This is a genomic window from Streptomyces sp. NPDC059010, from assembly GCF_042740355.1.
GTDB lineage: Bacteria > Actinomycetota > Actinomycetes > Streptomycetales > Streptomycetaceae > Streptomyces.
In genome coordinates this window covers 53,404-76,143 of sequence record NZ_JBHYJA010000012.1, presented here as the reverse complement: position 1 = coordinate 76,143, position 22,740 = coordinate 53,404, and the positions used below count along the sequence as shown (strand labels likewise).

Annotated in this window: 6 protein-coding genes and 1 pseudogene; 2 read left to right on the top strand and 5 right to left on the bottom strand. The window is 72.2% G+C overall.

Annotated elements, in window-relative coordinates:
• Nucleotides 1-244: 244 nt before the first annotated feature.
• The gene (locus tag ACFWYS_RS14855; RefSeq protein ID WP_384767580.1) at nt 245-442 is read right to left on the bottom strand and encodes a hypothetical protein; all 198 of its coding nucleotides are present in this window, start codon (nt 440-442) and stop codon (nt 245-247) included.
• A 7-nt stretch (nt 443-449) separates the two neighbouring features.
• On the opposite strand from ACFWYS_RS14855, the gene ACFWYS_RS14850 reads away from it, so the two are divergent.
• Both ACFWYS_RS14850 and ACFWYS_RS14845 read left to right on the top strand, forming a co-directional pair.
• On the top strand, nt 450-17,780 hold the full coding sequence (locus ACFWYS_RS14850) for a hypothetical protein (protein WP_384767577.1): 17,331 nt from the start codon (nt 450-452) through the stop codon (nt 17,778-17,780).
• 441 nt (nt 17,781-18,221) lie between these two features.
• On the top strand, nt 18,222-18,614 hold the full coding sequence (locus tag ACFWYS_RS14845; RefSeq protein ID WP_384767574.1) for a hypothetical protein: 393 nt from the start codon (nt 18,222-18,224) through the stop codon (nt 18,612-18,614).
• Nucleotides 18,615-18,651: 37 nt separating this feature from the next.
• Here the strand turns inward: ACFWYS_RS14845 and ACFWYS_RS14840 are convergent, their stop codons facing one another.
• From ACFWYS_RS14840 to ACFWYS_RS14825, 4 genes and pseudogenes are all read right to left on the bottom strand, one after another.
• Nucleotides 18,652-19,926: an alginate lyase family protein gene (locus ACFWYS_RS14840; RefSeq protein ID WP_384767571.1), complete on the bottom strand. Its 1,275-nt coding sequence runs from the start codon at nt 19,924-19,926 to the stop codon at nt 18,652-18,654.
• 191 nt (nt 19,927-20,117) lie between these two features.
• The gene (locus tag ACFWYS_RS14835; protein WP_384767569.1) at nt 20,118-21,449 is read right to left on the bottom strand and encodes a cytochrome P450; all 1,332 of its coding nucleotides are present in this window, start codon (nt 21,447-21,449) and stop codon (nt 20,118-20,120) included.
• Nucleotides 21,450-21,555: 106 nt separating this feature from the next.
• Nucleotides 21,556-22,242: a hypothetical protein gene (locus tag ACFWYS_RS14830; RefSeq protein ID WP_384767942.1), complete on the bottom strand. Its 687-nt coding sequence runs from the start codon at nt 22,240-22,242 to the stop codon at nt 21,556-21,558.
• Between the two features lie 5 nt (nt 22,243-22,247).
• Nucleotides 22,248-22,661 (bottom strand): annotated as a pseudogene (locus ACFWYS_RS14825) (RNA polymerase sigma factor); the annotation flags it as partial.
• Between the last annotated feature and the right edge of the window lie 79 nt (nt 22,662-22,740).

The following is a 22,740-nucleotide window of genomic DNA, read 5'->3' as shown; positions in this document are numbered from 1 at the left end:
CCGACCTCGAATAAAACAACACCCCCCCCACCCCCCCCCCCACCCCCCCCCCCCCCCCGGGCCCCGGCCCCCACGACCGGCCCGACCCCACCCCCAGCCCCAACGGGAACGGTCCGAACCTCACCAACAACACGCCGGTCACCTTCAGGGACGGCCCGCTGTCCTTCCGCAACAACCCCGACCTGTGGCGCAACAACCAACTCCTGCGCAACAACGCCGACCGGCCGGGCGCGCTGGCCGGGCACTACGGGCTCAAGGGCACGGCCGACTTCATCGCCGCCGGCGCCGGCGAGTCCCTCGCCGAGATCCTGATCAAGGGCGCCTTCGAGGGCGACTGGTCCACCAACTGGTCCACCTTCGTCGGCGCGGGAATCAGCAGCCAGGTCGAGTCGACCCTCTCCGACACCGCCCTGAACAGCGGCGCCGAACTGCGCCACGTCATCGACAAGATGCGCAACCAGCCGCCGACGGTCTCCTCCGGTGACACCTCGGACTCCGGGGACACCCGCGACTCCGACACGCAGAACTCCACCGACTCCTCGCGCACTGAGGACAGCGACGGCCCCGACCGCACCGGCGGTCCCTCGACCACGGACCTCACCGGCGGCGCCGGCTCCACCAGCACGTCGCCTCAACCCGACTTCGCGGAGAACCCGCCGCCGTACTCGACTCAGGACCCGCCGTCCTACATCACCCAGGACCCTCCGCCGTACTCGCCGGGCTCACTGCCCGTGACCTCCGCGGAGAACGCCCTGTGGCAGCAGGTCCACAACGGCCCTGCCGATGTCCGCGAGCAGGCCCTGCGCGACCTCGCCGACCTGCGCGGCACCCCGCCGCCCGGCAACACCGAGATCGACGTCCGCGACACCGTGCACAACAACCTGTCGCAACGGCCCGAGGTCCGGGTGATGCCCGCCGGGAACGGCCCGGCCGTCGAGGTCGACGCCGACAACGTCCGCCGCGCGCTGGACGGCTTCGGCACGCCGGTCACCGTGGACAGCAACGTCCAGAACTGGCCGGACCTGGATCTGGCAGCCGAGCAGGACGGCCGTACGGCCCCGGTGCCGGGGCAGGTGAACAACGGTCCCGTCACCGCGGGCGGTTCACAGAACGCGTCCGCTCCTGGAACGAGCACGGGGGCGGGCACGGGCGGTCGGCCGGGGGGCGCACCCGTCTCCAACGGCGCCAACCCGGGTCAGTCCACCGCGCAGCCGCCGCAGACGTCGCAGCCACAGGGCACCCGTACGCCCGACGGCTCGCAGATAACGGCGGACGACTCCACGCAGACCTCGCAGTCGCCGGAGACCACGTCCTCGCCGGAGACTCCCTCTTCTCCGGACACCACGGTCTCGCCTGAGGTCACTTCATCCCCCGAGACCACTTCCTCTCCCGAGACTTCGGACTCCACCGAGATCGTGTCCACCCCGGCGCCCGACATCACCACTGGTCCGCCAAAGGTGAGTACGACCGGCTCGTACGCCGCTACCAGCGACACCGCCGACACCAGCGGCACAACCCACGCACCGCCCCTGACCATCGTCGTCTCGGAGACACCACCCCCGGTGGAGGGGGACCCCGAGGCGGCCGAGCTGCTGGACCGGGCCGGGGCGGACCGGGCCGTGATGCTCGGGCCGCCGGTCACGCCGGACGGGGCGAGCCGCCCGGTTCGCGCCGCCGTCGAACTCACCCGCGAGGGACCGGGCGCCCCGGTTCGCGTCCGCCCGCTGGCCGGTCCTGCGCCCATCGTGACGCCGGACGGCGACACCGTCAGCACGGTCACCACCGAGACCGCCTTCCCCGGCGCGGACGTCCTGATGCCGCTCGCCGACGCCCTGGGCCCGGCACCGAGCCCCGCCACCGAGAGCTCGGCCACGCCGCCCGCGAAGGTGCTCACCGAGTCCACAACTCCCGTATACGACAACGGAGTAGACCCCGACTTCAAAGTCACGACCGCTCCCCGCCCCACCACCGCCGCGGCCGAACCTCCCACGGCCAAATTCGACACCCTGTCCCGCCCCTGGACCGAAACAGCTACCGACCTGCACTTGGAGTCGGGCGACAGCAACGGAAGCGGCGGTCACGCACCCGGCCCCGGCGGCGGACGCGGGCCCGGGAACGACGGCACCCCGCCACCACCCCCGTCCACTACGCCCGACACCCCCGCGGCGACACCCACCGTGCCGCCCCCGCCGCCGGGACGTATCGTCGTGCGCCCCGCGGACGACGGCAACGGCCCCACGCCGCCGGCCCGCGAGCCGGCCGTCACCACCCTCGACGGCCACACGGTGCCCCTCGCGCAGCTGCGGCGTCTGGTGCCGGACAAGTCCGTGAGGCCCCAACCCGGGCGTGCCGTACAGACGTTGACCATTTCGCAGAGCCCCGCCGAGGACGGTACGTCGCACAGCGCGGACCGCCAGGCCCTGCTCGGCCAGGACACCTTCCGCGGTGTGCGCACCACTTCGCGTCCCGTCGGCTCGGAGACCGACACCGCCCAGTCCCCGCCGCGTACGGTGTTCACCGGCCCGCCGACCGCACTGCCCGGTTCTGGCACCGAGCGGGGCGCCGACTACTTCACGGGGCACGGCACCCCTCGTACCGTCACGCTCGGCACCGACGACGTGGCACGCCCCACCGTGAAGGTCAGCGGTGTGCAGCTCGGCGAGGTGCTCAAGTCCTGGGCGCAGGACGGCGATCAGGACCGGCCGCTCGTGCTGTTCTCCTGCGAGACCGGCCGCCAGCCGCGGGTGGCCGGGCTGCCGGTGGCCCAGCACGTGGCGAACCGCACCGGGCGGCCCGTGTATGCGCCGACCACCGAGGTGGGCACGGCCCGGGACGGGAATGGTGACATCCGCCCGGTGTTGACCGAGGGTCCGGACGGGCCGGGACGCTGGCGGCTGTTCACCCCGGAGCCCGACGGCGCCGACCTGGACGGCCTGGCTCGCGACGCCGGCCTGCACACGGGCCCGGAACCCGCCGACGCCTTCGCCCGGGCCCGGACCCTCCAGCAGGTCCGCACCCTGCGCGACGCCCTCGGCACGGACGCCGAACAGCAGCCGGGGAACCGGGAGTTGCTCGCCGGGCTCGCCTACGTGGACGGCCTGCGCTGGCTCAGCCCGGACACCGCCGCCCGCTACGGCGACGGCCGCATGACCCCCGACCTGCTGCGCCGGATGGTCACCGACTGGTCCGGCGCCGACGTCGACCCGGTGACCGGCCCCACCGTCGAGCAGTACACCGACTTCCTGCGCGCCGCGGGCGAGTTGCGCTCCACCGCGGGGCCCGACACCTCGCTCGACGCCCTGCTGCCCCCGCCGCCGCCCGCGCTGCCGCCGAACACCCTTGTCTCGCCGGAGGACGTGCGCGGTCTTTCCTACGCGCCGTCCGCGCAGATCACCTGGTCGCTCTCCGACACCCCGCTGCCGCTGTCCGAGCTGGGGCTCAGCCCTGAGGACACCGCTGAACTCGCCCGCCGCAGGCCCGACCTGTCGCCCCCGCCGAGCCGCCCGGAGAGCCTCGCCGAAGACCTGCTGGTGCTGAGCAACGGCGCCACGACGCCCGGCCCGGCGGACACCGTGCGCGCGGACGGCCGGAACTTCAGACGACTCGACACCCCGGGCGGCGGGAACTGCCTCTTCCGGGCACTGCTCGACAGCGCCCGCAGCCAGGACATCCCGCCCGCGTGGGCCGCGCGGAACGTCGCCGGGCTGCGCACCATGCTGCGCGACCGGATCACCGGGTCCGAACTCGCCGCCGCGGCGGCCGAGGCCACCCCGGACCCGGTGCTCGCCGTGGTGGACGACCTGCGGATGACCGCCCTCGCGGGGGTGCGCAACCCCGACGCGCGCAGCCGGATCACCGAGCGCTGGAACCGCATCGCACAGTCGGTCGTCACCAACGGCGACGCCCGCCAGTGGCGGCGCATCCTCCGCGACAGCGGCTACCCGCACCTCGCCGTCGTGGCGCCGACTCCCGCCGACGCTCGGAGGATCGGCACCGAGGGACTCGTCGCCGCCGCGGCCGAACACTCGCAGCTGTGGTCCTCTCCCTTCGCCGACCTGCTCCCGCAGGCGCTGGCGCACACCCTCGACCTCGACCTGCGCCTCGTCCAGCCCGACCCGCACTCCTCGGCGAACACCCTCGTCACCACCCTCCACCCGGGCGGCCGGGGCGGCACGCTGCACCTGGCCTACAACGGCAACGACCACTACGACGCCCTGGTCCCGGCGACGGCCCCGCTGACCCCCGTACCGGACACCGACACCACCACCCCGGCCACCGAGGACCCGGCCACCGCACCGCCGGACGACTCCGACCCGTTCAGCGAGTGGCTGCGCGGCATGGGCGGGATCACCGAACTCGACCGCCCCGCCACCGAGACCCCCGACCGGGGCGACCGGGTGCCGCTGGAGACCCAGCTCGACCGGTACCGCCCGGCCCGCCTGCTGACCGGCCCGGACGCCCCGCCACCGGGTCCGGCACCGCGCACCGTCACCTTCGAGGACGGCAGCCGGCTCCCCACCATCCTGATCAGCCCGGACGCCGATCCGGACGACGGGAACCCGGACTCCCGCACGGCTGACCGGACCGGCCTCCTCAACGGCCCCGGCGTCCTCACCCTGCGCTCACCCGAGCAGGTCGCCCAGGAGATCCTCGGGAACCTGCCGAAGAAGCTGCGCTCCCAGTTCGACGAGGCGGAACTGCTGCGCCTGCTGACCGACCAGCCCGGCGCCTTCACCGCCCCGCGCGGCGCGCGCTTCGTGGGCCGGGAGAAGTCCGGGGTCGGCCACGAGATGATCGTCGAGGCCATCCCGTACCACCGCTGGGAACGCTTCGCCGACGTGGACGGCGGCACCACCCGCCTGGACACCATGCGCCGCGGACAGGCCGGCACGGGCGGCGGCCGCAGCGTCGGCTACGGTCGTCGGATCGCCGCCGCGCTGAGCATGGGCCCGCCCCTCAACTGGCTTCTGAAGATCGGCGTCTCGCTCGGCTGGACCCGCCGTACCGACTACTCCCAGGGCACCCAGGCGTACCACCAGACCGAGTACCGCGCCCACGAGGGCTCGCACCTGCACCTGGACGACGTCCACTACCGGGTGCGCGTGCAGCGGGTCACCGAGGCGCCGAGCAACCCCCCCGACTCGCCCGCGCCGGGCCCCGATTGGCAGCGCAGATCCGTCCACGCCGCCGAGTTCGCCATGCGCGACGGGCTGAGCTGGCGGCTGCCGGACGACCTCACCGTGCCCTTCAAGGGGCCCCGACGGGCGCCCGAGACGCTCACCTTCCCGGACGGGGTCGAGCCGAGGGTCTCCGACACCACCGGACTGCATCTGCCGGACCCGCCGGAGGACATCGCTCTCGCCATCTCCGGTGCACGGCCCGGCAGTTCGGCGCACCGCACGCTCGTCTCGTACGTCCGTCCGGGGCGGCTGCTCGCCCTGTTCGGTCGCTTCTCCGGGCCGGTCAGCGGACCCGAACTGACCCGGGGGAGCGGACAGCATCCGCTCGGCCACCTCGTCGTCGAGCGGTCGATCCCGCACCGGGCCACCCTGGTCGCCGAGTCGGTCAAGGCGGAGCTGCGCGACCTCACCCAGACCACGTACCAGAACGAGCGCGGCCACGTCCGCGACACCCGTTTCGGCGTCCAGGTCACCGCCGGCCCCAACTACACCCTCGTCGGCCCGGAGACCGACGTACGTCTCCAGGGCGGGCCGCTCGTCCGTGGGGACCTCAGCACCGGGCGCGGCCACTACCTTGGCACCGACGCGGCCCGCAAGACCACCGGCCGGGTCCGCAACCACCCGGTCGCGCTCTACCGGGTGGAGCGCACCCTGATGGTGCGCAAGGCCGGGGAGCCGCCCTCCGCGGCCCGCCCGGTCCGGGTGGTCAGCCTGGACTGGATCTCCACCCAGGACGCCCGAAGGCTCGCGGGCTGGGACAGCCGAACGCCCGGCCAGACCGGCCCGAACCCGGACGCCGAGCCGCCGGTGCCCTGGTACCTCACCCGGGAGGACCCCGTCCACCTCAGTGGCCAGGTCCGTGCCGAGGGCTTCCGCCCCGACCGCCCGCAGGATGCCGTTCCGAACCAAGGCCAGGGTCAGGATCCTGCCCAGGATCAGGATCCAGGTCAGGATCAGCCGCAGAACCAGGACGGGCAACCCGCCCCCCAGGACCCCCTGCGCACCTTCGCGGACGCCGTCCTCGACACCCTGCACCGCTCGTACCCGTCGCTGTTCGTCCCGCCGCTGATGATGCGGCACCCGCGACTGGCGAAGTTCTGGTACGGCGACGGGCGGATGCGGACCGCGCTGCACAACGACCGCCAGGTCCGCGAGGCCCTCAACCGGCCCAGCCTGGCGCAGAGCCTGGACGACCTGACCACCACCGGCATCCCGGTCACCCTCACCGAGGACGGCAAGGTGCGCCGCGGCCACCACACGCTGATCCTGCGGGCGAAGCTCAGCGACCGGCGGTTCGAGACCACCATGAGCGAACGCTCGCTGCGCAACGCGGTCATCGGCACCGAGGTCTCCGGCCAGGGGCAGCAGGCGTCCAGCACGCTCTCCGGCGGTGTCGAGCTGGGCATCTCGCCCCGCGACCACGACAAGGTGCCCGAAGTCGGACTGCCGCGCCAGACCGGCAACGTGTCCGTGGGCGCCCGCTACGCCAAGACCGACCAGAAGGCCACCCGCAACACGGTCGCGGTCAACCACGACCACCTGATGTTCCAGAACGGCGCCGACCTCTACAGCTACCAGGTGGAGCTGGGCGCCACCTTCGAGGGCCATCGCCGCCCGCGCGGCTGGGCCCGGCTCGCCTCGGTCGGCCTCCTCGGCGCCGGCGTCTTCGTCAGCAAGGCCGAGGAACGCCCGCTGTTCGCCCGGGGGAGCGAGACGGTGGGCCGGGTGGAGCTGGCCGTACCCATGGCGCACGGCTCCGACCGCCACGCCCCCGTCGACCCGACGCCCACCGGGACGGCACCGGCCACCGACCCCGCCCCGCAGCGGCTCTCCTCCACGGAGGCCGACCAACTCCTCGACGGCACCCGCCCGTTGCCGAGGCCGGACTCGGCCGACCGACGGCTCGTCCGGAAGCTGCTGAGCGCCCCGCACGTGGTGCTCAGCACCGAGGGCGGCACCCAACGCCAACAGCTGATGCAGGACACCGCCGACCGTGCCTCGGGCACCTCCTGGCACGTCAGCGCGCCCGGCGCCCCGGTGCGCAGCGCGCTGCGCCGTGCGATGGCGAACCTCCACGTCGCCGGTCAACTCGGCCAGTATCTGGGCCCGTTCGGCTCCCGGATCACCGGACTCAACGGCGCCGGACCCTTCCAGACGCACCACGTGAAGGCCGCGGTCCGCGGCGAGCTGGACAACCTCCGCGTCAAGAGCGACCCGAAGCCGGCCACACTCGAAGCCACCATCGGCAACGAGCACCGCATCGCCGGCAGCGCAAGCACCGTCTCGCGCACCACCGTCGGTGTCCAGGGCGCCGACATGCCGCTGCAGCAGGCCCCCGGCCAACCGGCGGTGGTCGGCTCCTACTCGACCGCCCTCCAGTACGCCTGGGGCAAGGGCCGCAGCGTCGCGCAAACCCTCACCCGGGGACGCAACACCACCCTCGCCTACGGCGGGCGGATGTACCTGGTGGTCGCCGACGCCGCCGAGACCGTCGCCGTACGGGACAACTGGACAGCCGCGATGGGTGCGCTCGGCACCAAGGCCGGGGCCAGGATCAGCTCCGCCGCCGGGCGGCTGTCCGAGCGCCTCGGCCGAGGCCTCGCCCCGCGCCGGGCCGCCGCCGCGCTCCAACGGGTCCGAGACGCGGTGATGTTCCACCTGCCGATGCAGGACGTCATCGAGGCCGGGCTCGCCCCCGACGGCCTGGGCACCACCACCCCGCGCAACCTCGGCGGCGGGTACCGCCTGCCCCCCTTCCTGCGCGGCCGCCGCTTCCCCAGCCACCCCAGCGGACAGCTCGACGCGAGCCACGCCGCGCAGCAGCTGACGGGACGGCTCAAGAAGATCGGAGTGCCCTCGCACGACCGGGAGCAGGTGCTCCAGCGGCTCTCCCCGGACTTCCTGCGCGCCCATCTGCACGAGCTGACGACCGACGGGATGACCCTGCCGGTCCGCTACCGCACCTGGACCAGCCCGACCCATCTGCCGGTCGGCGGCAGCCCCGGACAGCTGCGGTTCAAGCTGACGCCGATCACCACCACCGTGGAACGGCTGCGCACCGGCTACGAGTTGGAGGACTACCGCACGACCGCCCGCGACGACTCCGGCGCCTCCTCCCAGGACCGCGGCGGCGACGTGACCCTCGGCGTCGGCCAGCGCGCGGCGGACAACGGCGTCCTCCTCGCCAACCCCTCGCTTCAGGGCACCGCCGCCCAGGGACAGTCGAGCACCCGGACCGACACCACCGGCAACACCTCGATGCCGAACATCGCCACCACCCAGGCGCACGCCGAGATCGTCACCAGCTATGTCCTGACCGTCACGATGACGGACGCGACCGGCCAGACGCTCTCCCCGCGCGCCGTCGCGTCGGTCGGCACCCTCAACGAGATCGTCCCGGCCGGCCTGCTCACCCCCACCGGCGACGGCGCCGACGGCGCGCTCACCGAGGAGGACGTGCCCGAACCGGAGCGCGCGGTACGGATGCTGACGGCCGATCAGGCCCGGCCCGAGGGCATCGCCGCCTGGCGCGGCGGCGACACCGACGCCTCTGATGTGCTGCCCTTCGACGACCGCATCGGCTCCGGCATCCTCGCCGTGGACATCCGAGGCGCCGCCAATGTGCAGGACGCCCTGACCCTCGCCACCGCCCGCGCCGACGGCTTCGGCGACGGCGACCTCGGCAAACGGCACACCGGCAACTCCCTCAAAGAACGCGTCCGCATGGCCCGCTTCACGCCGCTGACCGGCCTCGGTACCGCCCCCGCCCAGGCCCAGCAGGAGGCCACCAGCCAGGTCGGCCTGACCGCCGGCTTCCGCGAGGCGCTCACCGCGAACGGCTCACCGCTGCCCGCCCAGGCCTCCGCCCGCCTCTTCGGCCAGTCCCACACCGCCGACTCCCGCCTCTACGCGAAGATGCACCGCGGCGGCGCCAGGCTGCTCGCCGTCGAGAGCAAGCCGCGCATGGAGGCCATGCAGCGCTCGAAGACCTCCGACGCGCTGGAGGCCGGCATCACCGACAGCGTCGAGGGCGTGGTCGGCACCGCGCCGCTGGCCGGCAACAGCAACGCGGGTGTCATGAACCCGGGCGCCTCGGTCCCGATCGGCGGCGCGACCGACGGCACCGCGCTCAAGGGCACCGCGGACACCACCCTCGGCACCCACCTCAAGGTCGTCACCGACCGCAGCATGCTCTTCGCCGTGCCGGTGAGCTGGCTGTCGGTGGCCGAGGTGGACCACGGGATCACCGACAGCCGCCCGCTGCACGCGCTCGGCAAGGCCAAGCGGGGCCCGCGCGCCGCCGAGGCGGAGACCACCGCCCTGGTCTGGCTGCGCGAGGACATCGCCCGCGACTACGGCCTCCTGGACGACACCTCGTTCCCCGACGAGGTCAGCAAGGCCTGGGACGACCTGGCCAAGGCGGCGGGCGACCTCGCCGCGGCCGAGAAGAACTACTACGACGCCCGGGCGCGGGCCCGGGAGACATGGCTGGACCTGAGCGCGGAGGAACAGGCCGCACTCGGCGACGACAACCCCGACCAGGCGACCGTCCTGCCGCAGGCCATGGCGCAGTCCCCGGCCGTCGCCGCCTGGCAGGCCGCCCGCGAGGAGGTCCGCCGCTGGGAGGGGCACACCGACGCCGCCGCCGCGGACCACCACCGGCTGCACCTCGCGGCCTCCCGAGCCACCGCCCACCACCAGGGCCGGGCCACGGTCCCGGTGCCGGACAGCCCGCAGGAGTACACCGAGCCGGACTGGCGCTCCGAGGCGCCCGAGCCGTACACCATCACCGACGGCACCGACTCCGCCCCGCGCACCCTCACCTCGCCGGACGGCACCACCGTGCGCGACGTGCACGACATGCCGCACGACGGCGCCTCGTTCTTCCACGCGCTCATCGCCGTCGCCCAGGACCGCGGTCGGCTGCCCCACCTGCTCGGCACCGACCTCGCGGCCCGGTTCACCGCCACCCCCGGCGACCCGGCGATCACGGAGCGGGCCGTCCGAGCCGCCCGCAACCGCCTCGCCTGGGAACTGGGCCAGGACGGCAACGAGGACCTGCTCGACTCCCTCGCCCTGGACGCCGAGGACACCTTCACCCAGGACGAACTCGACTTCGCGCAGATACGGTTGACGCCCGCCCAGCAGGCCGAGTTCGACGCCCTCGGCCGTCTCCCGCTCACGTTCTGGCCGACCCCCGCGCAGCGAGTGGGCCTCGCCACCGCGGCCATGCTCCGCCCGTTCACCAGCGAGCCACAGCCGGACGGCACCGGCCGACCGGACGGCGAACCGGCCCCGCCCGAGCGCCGCGCCGGCGACCACGGCGGCGCCGACCTGCTGCCCGCCCTCGCCGCCCGGGTCCTCGGCACCCCGGTCACCGTCGTGACCGGTGAGGGCCGCGAGCAGAGCTTCCTCCCGCACGGCACGGATCCGGCCGCCGTCAACCCGGCCACGGATCCGGTCCTCTTCGCCGCCGACGGCTTCTTCCACGCCACCCTGCCGCCCGGCACCCCGCCCCCGGTCGCCACGGCGCTGCCGGTCACGGCCGACACCGATACGGACCCCGGGACTTCGGGCAGCGCCGGCACTGGGACCGCCCCCGCGCACCGCAGCCACATCACCCCGCCCTGGCACCCGCCCGCCGAGAGCACCGGCCCCCGCTACGGTCTCGACCGCGACGGCGTCCTCACCGCACCGGACGGCGCCACTTACACCCAAGGCACCCCCACCGGCCGCGGCAACGGCTTCTTCGGCGCGCTCTCCTCCGCGCTGCACCACGCTGCCCAACAGCCCGGCCTGGACCGTTACGAGGCGAATCGACTGCGCCTGCGCGCCGAGGCACCGCCCACCCGGCTGATGCGCCTGGGCGGCCTGCCCGGCACCCGCGCCGAACGCGACTCACTCTTCACGCCCCCGCCCCTCACCCTCCGCCCGGGCGCGCCCCCGCCGAGCCAGGACGCCCGCGACGGGCACCTGCGGCGCCACCTCGCCGATGCCCCCTGGACCCCCGGGGCCGACCGTGCGGTGGCCGAGTGGGCCGCCGCGGCGACCGGCACCACCGTCACCCTGGTCGAGGAGAACGGCACCGCCCACACCTACCCCGGCCCGTCCGGCGAAGCCGGCCCGCACCTCCGGCTCCGCCGCCGCGGCGGCGACTTCGTCCCGCTGATCCTGCGCACGCCGGCACCCGAGCCGGCCCCGCCCGTGCGGGACCAGGACCCGGCCGCCATCCCGTTGCCCGAGTCCCCGCCCGGCAGCCCCCTCCCTGGCCTGCAGGGCGAGGAGGAGGCGTACGAACTGAGCACACTGTCCGGAGCCGACGAGGCGACGGACGCAGGCGCGAACTCGGACGTCGAGATGGACCTGGGCTCCGACTCCGACTCCGAGAGCGAGCAGGAGGCCGTCCGGACCAGCCCCGAGTACGAGTTCGCCGCCGAGTTCGCCGACCTGCTGGACGAGCCCGAACTGCGGGCCGACGCCCTGCTGAACGTGGTGACGCGCCGCAACGAACGACTCGGCGGCTTCCCGGACGTCGCGTTCGACAGCGCGTTCACCGAGCACGCGGGCATCGGCGTGCCCGAGGCCCTGGACGCGGCGGAGCGGGCCGGCAGGCTGGCGTCCGAGGAGTACGACCAGCTCCGGGAGGCGCTCGGCCTCGGAACCGGCACCCCCTTCACCCAGACGCGCCCGCCGGGCACCTCCCAGCGGGACCGCGAAGTGACGCTGCGCATGCTGGACCGAGTGGCGCGCATGGTGAAGGAAGTGCTCCGGAAACCGGACCGCCAGGCGGACGCCCAGGTCACCCCGCACATCGCCGTCGGACTGCTGCCGGACGGCTCGCTCGGCATCGCCGGCAACACCGGCACGAAGGCGCTCACGGCGGACGAGGCGGCCCTGGTGGAGGACGAACTGCGCTGGTTCGTCTCCGGCCAGGAGCCGGGCGGCACCGGGCGGCAGCGGGAACTGGAGAAGTGGTCCCGGGACGAGGAGTCGCACCGGCAGTGGTCGGCGCGGCTGGACCAGGGGCAGCGCGAACTCGACCAGCGGTCCCAGGAGCAGGCGCAGTTGCGGGGGCAGCTGGAGCAGAGGTACGACTCGGGCGTCTGGGACGAGGGCCTTCAGCAGCAGTGGGACACCCTGCTGGAGGAGGAAGCGGCTGCCCGGCAGGAACAGCAGCGCCTCACGACGGACCGGCAGCAGTGGCGCCGGGACGAGCGGTGGCTCGCACGCAGACGGCCCGGTGTCGCACGGGACATGCGGGATCGCACGAAACTGCGCGCCCTGGCCACCGGCTGGTACCGGCTCTACCACCCGGACTCACCCGAACTCGACCTGGTCAAGCGGGCGTTGGCGAGCCCCCGCATCCTCAACGTGGCCGGCCGGGACGGCACCCCGGCGGCCGGATCGTACGGCTCCGAGCACGGCGAGCTGACCCTCCTAGGGCACTGGGTCGAGCACTGGGAGAACAACCCGGGCGACCCGAACGCCCCCCAGACGCTGAACCTGGGCGGATTCAAGATGGCCTGCGCTTCCTGCGACCTCGCCTACCAAGCCGTCAACGAACACATCGGCAACCCCCTCGGCCACCAGGTGCAGGCGTCGGGCACTCACGGCATGTTCTTCCCCGGCTGGCGCATGCCGCAGTGGATGCGCGAGCGGCCCCAGCTGCTGCAGCACATCAGGGACAACGCGGAGAACATAGGCGCGTACCTGGACCAGTACGGGGTGCTCCAGGGCGCCAGGACGGCGAACGCGAACGAGCAGTATCCCGCCGGCTCCTCGTCGGAATACGAGTCGGGCGAGGACGAGATGGACACGGACACCGTGCCCGTCTCTACGGCACCGGGCACGGACGCGGTAGGCCCGCGCCTCCCGCAATCCCCGACACCCACACCGACCGACCCCACGGCCACCCCACCCGCCCCAAGAGGCCGGCGAGACAGCCGCCCCCGCTTCGTGGTGCGCTCCGGCTTCGACGCGCGCCGGTTCTCGTTCGGCGGCGAGCCGGTCACCGACCTCACGGTGCGTCTGGCGCTACGGGGCCCGGAGGACGAGGTCGCATACGTACGCAGGCAGCTCGACACAGGCGTGCGGGAGTTGCTGAACAGCCCTGCCTACCGCCTGCCCAACGGCGACCGCCTGCACGTAACCGTCGAGCACGTCGACCCGGCCGACTCGCCTCACCTGACGGTGGACTTGGCGGGCCGGGACCGGGCCATGGACCAGACGACGTGGTGGGCGGATGCTGCCCCGGCTCATCTGGTGCATGAGCTGACGCACCAGTTGGGTCTGCGGGATGAGTACCGGGATGCGGAATCGCCGCATCGCCCTCATATTCCGGGCAGCCTGCTGGGCGATCTGAACGAGCCGCCGGAGGATTCTTCCCTGGCTGTGGCCGGTTTGCGTGGCCGTCATCTCGACCTCCTGGCCGCCCAGATCGGCGATGTGACGCCACAGCCTGAGCAGGACGACCAGTCCTGGGAGTCGGCGCGCTCTGCTTCCACACCGGTGCCTCGTAGGTCGGTGTGGGTGGATCCGGTCTCCCTGCCCAGGTCGACCGAGTCGGATGTCCCGGCTCGTATGCTGCAGGACGCGGAGACCGTCACCCCCTTCAAGTCGGGGAACTTCGAGTTCACGAATTTGAAGCACACGAACGAGAAGTACCGCGACAAGGCGGTCCGGATCATTGATCTGTTGCGGAAGCACGACACGATCGCGGATTACATAGGCAATCGTCCTTGCCGTATCACGCTACATCTGCGCACGACGGAGACCCCGGCCGATGTGATCGACCGTGGTGACGATGGCGTGGACATCAATCTTGCGAGTTACTACTTCGAAAAGTACGACATCGGTTATGTGATGGGCATGTTGGCGCATGAGATCGGCCTGCATCCCCTGGCCTCGCGGAACACGAACATTCCGGATGAGGAGTCGATGTTCGAGGGTGTTCCGCTGGCCGTGCCGGGGCTGGCGGACCTGAAATCGCCGCGGACGATGAGTACGGAGGGTGCGGGGCAGGCCGATCACATCATGGCGGCCTTCCCGAGCAGTACCCGGCACGGGATCTACCGGGACATCGTGGTGAAGATGGCGGGCGTGTTGGCGCAGGACGCCCGGACCGGGGAGGAGGGTGCCAAGGCCAAGGACGTCACCGATCTGATCGACACCTATCTCATGGATCTGGCGACGATTGCGGTCACGAACGACCGTCGCAAGGACGCGGCGTGGGAACCCCGGAACACGGCGCGGGTCTATAACGCGTACAAGGCGATGTTTGTCGCGCAGTTGGCGCAGGACAGCCCGGTGCGTGCGCTGTTGCCGGCGGACAAGAGCTGGTACAACGTGACCGGCAATTTCCTGGGTCTGGGTTCCAGCTTTACGTTCAACAACCAGGGCGACAGCATCCAGAGCGGCACCGACCCGGGCGAGGCGCGCCCACGGCTGCCTCAGCCCAGCCCCGACACCGTGCCGCGGCAGAACCCCGAGCCGAAGCCGCAGGGTCGGCTCGACCGCCGTCCTCGGTACGTCGTTCGCTCCGGCTTCGACGCCCGCCGGTTCTCCTACGACGGTGAGCCGGTCACCGACCTCACCGTCCGCGTCGCCCTTCGAGGCGCCGATGCGACGCAGGTGTACGACCGACTCACGGCAGGCGTGCACGAGTTCCTGAACAACCCCGGCCACCAACTCCCCAACGGCGACCGCCTGCACGTCACCGTCGAACTGGTGCAGCCTTCGGACTCGCCTCACCTGACCGTGGACCTCACCGGACGAGACCGGGCCATGGACCAGACGACGTGGTGGACGGACGCCGGCCCGGCCCAACTCGCCCACGAACTCACTCACCAGCTGGGCCTGCGGGACGAGTACCGGGACGCCGACTCCCCGCACCGCCCGCACATCCCGGGCAGTCTCCTCGGCGCCCTGGACGAGCAACCCGAGGACTCCTCCCTCGCGGCTGCTGGCCTGCGTGGCCGACACCTCGACCTCTTGGCCGCCCACATCGGCGATGTGACCCCGCAGCCCCAGCCCGACGACCAGACCTGGGACGCGGCCCGAACGAGCACCACACCGGTGCCTCGCCAGTCCGTCTGGGTGGACCCGGTCTCCCTGCCCCGGTCGGCTGAATCCGGGACCGAAGTCCCGGCCCGTACGCGACAAGACGGGACACCGCAGGAGGGGACCCCCACTCCCTTCAAGTCGGGGAACTTCGAGTTCACGAATCTGAAGCACACGAACGAGAAGTACCGCGACAAGGCCATCCGGATCATCGAGCTGCTGAGGGATCACCCGACGATCCGCGACTACATCGGCAACCGTCCCTGCCGTATCACTCTGCACGTGCGGACCACGGAGACCCCGGCCGACGTGATCGACCGTGGCGACGACGGTGTGGACATCAACTTGGCCAGCTACTACTTCGAGAAGTACGACATCGGCTACATCATGGGCATGCTGGCTCACGAGATCGGCCTGCACCCGCTCGCCTCCCGGAACACGAACATCCCGGATGAGGAGGCCATGTTCGCCGGCGTTCCGCTCCCGGTGCCTGGACTCGCCGATCTGAAGACGCCGCGCACCATGAACACCGACAGCGCAGGCCAGGCCGACCACATCATGGCGGCCTTCCCCAGCAGCACCCGGCATGGGATCTACCGGGACATCGTCCTGAGGATGGCCGACACGCTGGCCCGCGCCGCGCGATCCGGCGCGGAGGGAGCCAAGGCAAGGGACGTCACCGACCTGATCGACTGCTACCTCATGGATGTCGCCTCGATCGCGATCACCAGCGACTACCGGATGAACGCGGCCAAGGAGCCCGGCAACACCGCCAAGGTCTACAACGCTTACAAGGCCCTGCTCGCCCAGCACATGGCCGAGGACAGCCCCGCCCGCCCCCTCCTGCCCGCGGACAAGGGGTTGTTCGGCGTCGTACGGGACTTCGCCACACTCGCCACCAGCCTCGCGACCAACAACCGCGGCGACAGCATCCAGCAGCCCATCACGACCGAAGAGACCCGCCCACGGCTCCCGCAGCAGACCGAGGGGCCCGCACAGCAAACCCCCGCGGCGACACCTCGGTTGCGTGGCCCGCGCGACGATCGCCCCCGTTTCGTGGTGCGGTCGGGCTTCGACGCGCGGCGGTTCTCGTTCGAGGGCGAGCCCATCACCGACCTCACGGTACGGCTTGCGATACGGGGGCCGGCGGACCAGGTCGCACACGTACGCAGTCAGCTCGACGCGGGCGTGCGGGAGTTGCTGAACAACCCTGCCTACCACCTGCCCAACGGCGACCGCCTGCACGTCACCGTCGAGCACGTCGACCCGGCCGACGACCCGCACTTGACCGTGGACCTCGTGGGCCGGGACCGGGCGATGGATCAGAACACCTGGTGGGCGGACGCCGACCCGGTCCACCTCGGCCACGAACTCACCCACCAGTTGGGCCTGCGGGACGAGTACCGGGACGCCGACTCCCCGCACCGCCCGCACATCCCGGGCAGCCTGCTCGGCGCCCTGGACGAGCAACCCGAGGACTCCTCCTTCGCGGCTGCCGGTCTGCGTGGCCGACACCTCGACCTCCTGGCCGCCCACATCGGAGACGTGACCCCACCGCCCCAGCAGGACGAGCAGACTTGGGCCGCGGCCCGCGCCGCGACAACGCCCGTCCCGCGCCAGTCGGTGTGGGTAGACCCAGTGTCCCTGCCCCGGTCTACCGAGTCCGGGACCGATGTCCCGGCCCGCATGCCGCAGGACGCGACGACCATCACCCCCTTCAAGTCGGGGAACTTCGAGTTCACCAACCTGAAGCACACCAACGAGACCTACCGCGACAAGGCCGTCCACATCATCGAGCTGCTTCGCAAGCACGACACGATCCGCGAGTACATCGGCAACCGCCCCTGCCGCGTCACCCTGCGCCTGCGCACGACGGAGACCCCGGCCGACGTGATCGACCGTGGCGACGACGGTGTGGACATCAACCTGGCCAGCTACTACTTCGAGAAGTACGACATCGGCTACATCATGGGCATGCTGGCTCACGAGATCGGCCTGCACCCCCTCGCCTCCCGGAACACGAACATCCCGGACGAGGAGTCGATGTTCGAGGGCGTTCCGCTGGCCGTGCCCGGCCTGACGGACCTGAGGAAGCCGCGCACCATGAGCACCGAGGGCGCGGGCCAGGCCGACCACATCATGGCCGCCTTCCCCAGCAGCACCCGGCACGGGATCTACCGGGACATCGTTGTGGGGATGGCACAGATCCTGGCCGAGGACGCGGTGATCGGGGAGGACAACGCAACGTCCAAGGACGTCACAGACCTGATCGACTGCTATCTGATGGACCTCGCCTCGATCGCCGTCACCAACGACCACCGGATGAACGCGGCGAAGGAACCCGGCTACACGGCCAGGGTGTTCAACGCCTACAAGGCGGCGTTCCTCGCCCAGTTGGCGGACGACTCCCCCGTGCGGACCCTGTTGCCGTCGGACAAGAGCATGTTCGGCGTGATCAACGATTTCCGCCGCATCGGCACCTACATCGCGATCAACAACCGCGGCGACAGCATCCAGCAGAGCGACGACCAGGCATCCTGAGCCCACCCGGAGATCGGCGGCCGTAGTCGTTCCTGATCACAGGGGAGCGTGCAGGGTGGCCCTGGAGGCGCAGTCTGCGTAGCCCGGCCGGGAGTTCGGCCATTCGCCCGGCGAGGGCGATTTCGCACGCAGGGCCCACGCGGTGATGCTGGTGCATGCCCGCGTCAAACTGCGGACGGGCGGGTGCCGCGGCACGTCCACGAGTGGCGTGGCCTGGTCTCCAAGTGGGAGAGCCGCGTGGGCGTGGGGACCAACACTTCAACGAGCTGGGCCACTACGACGAGGTCGGCTACTACTCGCCGGGTGGCGTGGAGGCCTCCGCGACGGCGGGTTCTAGGCCATCGACCAGCCGTCGGTGAATTCGTGTGGGGGGCGCGTCCGCAGCCTCAGCCTGCGCAGTTGGCCACCTTCAGCCAGTAGTTCCCGTGGTCGTCGGTACGCTTGGCGCGCCAGGCCAGCCGCACCGAGCCGTCGCCGAGCGCGACCAGCTCGGTGTTGTACCCGCCGGCGTCCGACCAGGTCTGCGGGGCGAGCCAGCTGGTGCTGCCCGCGGGCCGGATCCGGGTGGAACGGGAGAGCGCGTCGCCGGTGAGGGACCGGCAGCAGACCTACCGCGAGGTGGCGCTGCGGTTGCTCACCGCGCTGGCGGAGACCTGCCTGACGAGGAACTCGGCCCGCGCGGACGCGGTCGTGGCCCGCTGCACCCGCAACCGGCCGAGCGAGGACGGGGTGGAGATCTCCCTCCCGTACGCCGACTACTACCTGCTGGAGGGCATCCTGCGCGTGCTCCAGCCACAGGACGTCGACCGGGCGATCGACCTGTCCACGGTCTGATCGCCCGGGGGTCGCCGGGGCCGGGGGAGAGGGCTGGTCAGCCCGCGATCGAGTCCAGCTGTTCCGCCGCCGGGCGCAGGGCCCACAGGTCACCGCCCGGCGGCTCCTCCAGCAGCGGAACGGCCCGTTGCGCCTGCCGGTCCCCGGCGTCGGCGGCCGCGTGCACGACGTCGGTCGCCGCGTACCGACGGAAATCGAGCTCGGGATGCGGCCAGGCGGCGGCCCCCGTCGCGGCGGGCAGGAGGTAGTCCACCGCCTTGAACAGGCTCTGCCCGTCCGGCCCCTGATAGGCCCACAGATTCACGCCGACTTGCCGGCCGATGGCGGCGAGCCGGGTGTGGGCGACCAGGTCGAACGTCGAGTAGTGCCAGCTCCGGGACCGGGTCAGCTCCTGGGGCTGGCTGCCGTCGGACGCGATCTGCGGCGCGATGCGCTTGCGGCGGGCGTCCAGCACCGTACGGCGGGCCAGTTCCTCGTCGCCGGTCGCGTGGGCGAGGCCGGCGAGCTGCATGTCGTAGAAAGTGCCGTGGTTGTTGGTGGCGGCGGCCTCCTGCCTGCCGAAGCCGCTGTTCCTCAGCCAGCCGAGGAAGTCGTCGTTCCATTTCGCCATGCCGGTGCGGTCCTTCGCGGTCCAGCCCGGGGCGCCGGTGTCCAGCAGCGCGAGCGCGTCGAGGACGCCCGTGTACGACTGCGAGAAGTCGATGATGCCGATGGCGCGGCCGTCGTACTTGCACGGGATGAACTGGGCGTGGTTCAGGTTCGGGTTCATCCTGGTGGCCGGATCGAGGAACCAGGTGCGCAGCACCTGCCCGGCCTTCTCGGCGTACCGCTTGTCGCCGGTGTAGTACCAGGCGAGGGCGAGCTCGTAGGAGGAGTCGAAGGTCTTCTCGACGTCCTGGCGGTCGGTGCCGGAGTCGACCTCGGGGTTGCGCTCGCCGTCACGCTGCTCGTAAGGGCATCCCCAGGGGTTCTCCGGGGTCGGGGCCTTGGACGGCCACCAGTACGGCGCCTGACTGAGGTAGTCGTGTACGTCACCGCCGGGAGCCGGCCTGGGTTTGTCGACGACCGTCCAGGGCCCCTGCCCGAGCCATCGGCCGGCCCGCGCGCTCAACACCTCGACGGCGCGCCGGAGTTGCGGGTCACCCTGATCCAGCCGGACCTTCGTCCGCTGCAGACGGACGCCGTCCAGGACGGTGGTGTGCGGGATGCGCGGCACGTGTTCCTCGGTTCGCGCCGAGGCGCCGGGTACGGCTCCCGAGGTGAAGGCGGCCAGGGCCACCAGCAGGACACCTGGCCGGAGTCTTGCACTCATGGTCGACTCCCGTCTGTCTGTCGGCATGCGCATGACATGAGCGTCGGTGACGACCGCCTGGGTCAGATCGGGGATGGTTCAGATATGCGAACTCAATTCAGGTGGGCGTCTCGGGTGAGCGTGCCACGAGGGTCTTGGGTGGGGAAGGGGTCGTGCGGGGTTTGTTGGTCCGGACCTTCGTCGGGGCAGCGTCAGGCGCGCGCAGCCCCCAGGGTGGCGGGCGTCGGGCCGTCCGGGCGGACCGTGATGCCGTACTTCGTCTTCGTGGGGGTGGAGGAGAAGGTCACGGTGTGGGCCGGGAGGAGGTGTTCGAGCAGGATGGTCGACTCGCGGAGCGCGAACTGCAGACCCAGGCAGGCGCGGGGGCCGATACCGAAGGGAAGGTAGGCGCCCGGATGGGTGGGGCGGCCGCCCGGAGTGAGGAAGCGCCGGGGGTCGAAGTGCTCGGGGTCCGGCCACAGTTCCGGATCGCGGTGCGTGAGGTACGGGCAGACCAGGATGTCGGTGCCCGCCTCCACGGTGTACCCGGCGAGGGTGTCGTCCTCGGCGGCGTGGCGGGGCAGGAGCCAGGCCGACGGGTAGAGCCTGAGCGTCTCGTGGACCAGGGCCTGGACGGCCTGGCGGCGCTGCTCCGAGCCTTCGTCGCCGGCGGCCAGAGCCTGTTCGCGGGCGTCGGGGTGCCGGTCGAGCAGCAGGTAGAGCCAGGTCAGGGTGGTGGCCGTGGTCTCGTGCCCGGCCGCGAGCAGCGTGATCAGTTCGTCGCGGATCAACTGGTCGGTGTACTCGGGGTGTTCGGCGGCGGCGTCGACCAGGATGTGCACCAGTCCCGGACCGTCGGGCCCGGCCGCCCCGCTGCGGGCTGCCCCGATGGCGCGCGCGGCGATCGCGTCGATCCGGGCGAGATCGTCGGCGACCGAGTCCCGGGCCTTGTCGGTGTCCGCGGGCAGCGAGGGGATGGCCGCTCCCACGGCCGTCACGGCCTCCAGTTCGTGCGCGGTCTCGTCGTCGAGGGGATGCCCGGTGAGGGAGCGCCAGATGGCGTCCAGGGCGAAGCGGTGCATCTCCTGGCCCACGTCGAAGGTCTCGCCGGTCCGCACGTACGCCTCCCAGCGTCCGGCGGTGGTCCGGGCAGCGTCGATGATGCGCTGTTCGTAGCGGCGCATCCCGGTGCCGGTGAACTGGGACTGCAGCAAGCGCCGTTGCCGCTTCCACGCCTCACCGGTGGCGGCCATGACACCGTCGCCGATGAGCAGGCGGGCACGGTGGGAGCGCTTGACGTACTGCTCCGGGTGGCGAGCGAGTACGTGCTGGACCGCCTGCGGATCGGTGACGAGAACGGTGAGGCCCGCCCCTAGGCGGACCCCGGCCACGCCGCCGACCCCCTCCCGCACCTGGGACAGCAGCTCGACCAGCTCGCCTCCCGTCGAATGCCACCGCTTCACGAGTCCGGGATCGGCCATGGGGACCGGCCGCTCGGTTGCGGGGACCTGCGAAGGGGCATCGAGACCGGCTTCTGCGTCCAAGTTTCTGCCTCGCTCAACTGCTGCTGGGCCCGGCCGAGTTCGACCGCTGTCTGCGACGCACTGTACGGGAGCGGGTACCGGTCGGTGGCGGTCCGCGGACTCACGGTCACTCTCCGGAATGACCCGGAACCTGGCTCGTGGGGAAGCTCGCCGTGGCCAGGACGCTTCCGTCCGGGGCCGTCAGGCGGGCGCCGGTCAGCGTCGTCGGGTCGGTCGTGGTCGGCCCGCCCCAGGATCCGTGGCCATCCCTGAGCGGGAAGGAACCCACCGGGACCGTCGAGCCGTCGGCATGTACGAGCAGACAGCGCACCGGGCCCCGGCCGTTCCCGTCCAGGGCGACGGACATGTACACCCAGCCCTCGTCACCGGCATGAACGTAGATACGGCCCACCTCGTGGCCGTCCGAGACCAAGGCCGCCTCCCGCAGGTCTGCATCAGTCCGCTCTGAGACCTGCGGTGGCGCGGCCTCGACCAGCGTGCCGACCGCCCAACCGCCGAAACCGCAGGCCAGGGCCGCGGCCACGGCGGCCGCCGCCAGCCGTAGCCGGTACCTGCGCCGCTTCGGCGCGGGCGCCGCCCCCAGGGCCCGTACGACCCGGCTCTCGAAACCGACCGGCGGTTCGGCGCCCGGCAGCAGCGCGAGCAGACCGTCGCCGACCACCGTCAGCCGTTCGATGTGCTCCCGGCAGTCCGGGCAGCGGTCCAGATGGGCCACCGCCTCGGCGCGCTCGCGGGCCGGCAGGACCCCGAGCGCCAGCTCGGCGTCCTGCTCCCGCAGCCGCTCGCACTCCATGCCGCTCACCGCTTCTCCGCCGCTTCGAGGAGGGCTCGTACCTTGAGCGTCCCGGTCCGGATCCGGGTCTTCGCCGTACCCAGCGGAACGCCCTCCGCGTCCGCGACCTCCCGCGCCGTCATCCCGTAGATCCCGGCCATCACCAGAGCCCGCGCCTGCTCCCGGGGCAGCTCCGCCACCGCCCGCCGGACCCGCTCCGCGCTGTCGTCGGCGAGCGCCCGCCGCTCGGGCGTCTCGGTCACCATGCCGAGCAGCGCGTCCAGGTCCTCCGGGTCGACCGGGCTCGCCCGCCGGGCCCGTACCGCGTCGATCGCGAGGTTGTGCGCGATCGTCGTCAGCCAGGACCGTACGGAGCCGCGCCGGGAGTCGTACACCTGTGCGTGCCGCCAGGCCCGCTCGAAGGTCTGCTGGGCGACGGGCGCGGGGGGGGGGGGGGGGGCCCGGAGGGGGGGGGGGCCCCCCGAGACACGGGGGGGGGGGACGGGCCCGCTCGCGGCC